General features: G+C 75.0%; 1 protein-coding gene. It reads right to left on the bottom strand.

Annotated elements, in window-relative coordinates:
- The coding region (locus tag KUM32_RS42875; RefSeq protein ID WP_217146960.1) for a KR domain-containing protein at positions 1–543 on the bottom strand (543 nt) is incomplete at both ends.

Genomic DNA, 543 nt, shown 5'->3' with positions numbered 1-543 from the left:
GTGGTACCGCCCGCGGTCGCGGCCTCCAGGACCCGCCGCGCCTCGGGCATCTCGTCCAGCAGCCTGCTGGCCCGTACGGCGGTGTAGGACGGGACGAATCGCTCCCAGTCGAGGTCGGCGACGGCCAGGTGTGTCTCCTGGAGGTCGAGGGCCTGCTGGAGTGCCTTGACCGCCAGCTCCGGCGTCATCGCGGCCATGCCGCCGCGCCGCAGCCGGTCCTCCAGCGCCCCGTCGACCGCCATCCCGGCCTCGGCCCACGGGCCCCAGGCCACCGAGGTGGCGGCGAGGCCCTGGGCCCGGCGCTGCTGTGCCAGGGCGTCGAGATAGGCGTTGGCCGCCGCGTAACTGCCCTGGCCGGCCCCGCCGATCGCCCCGGCGAGCGAGGAGAAGAGCACGAACGCGGACAGGTCGAGATCCTGGGTCAGCTCGTGCAGGTGGCGGGCCCCGTCCACCTTGGGACGCAGCACGCCCGCCACCCGCTCCACCGACATCGAGTCCAGGACGCCGTCGTCCAGGACGCCCGCCGCGTGCACGACGGCGTGC

This window comes from Streptomyces sp. AC627_RSS907, from assembly GCF_019049165.1.
This window is presented reverse-complemented; position numbering and strand designations above follow the sequence as displayed.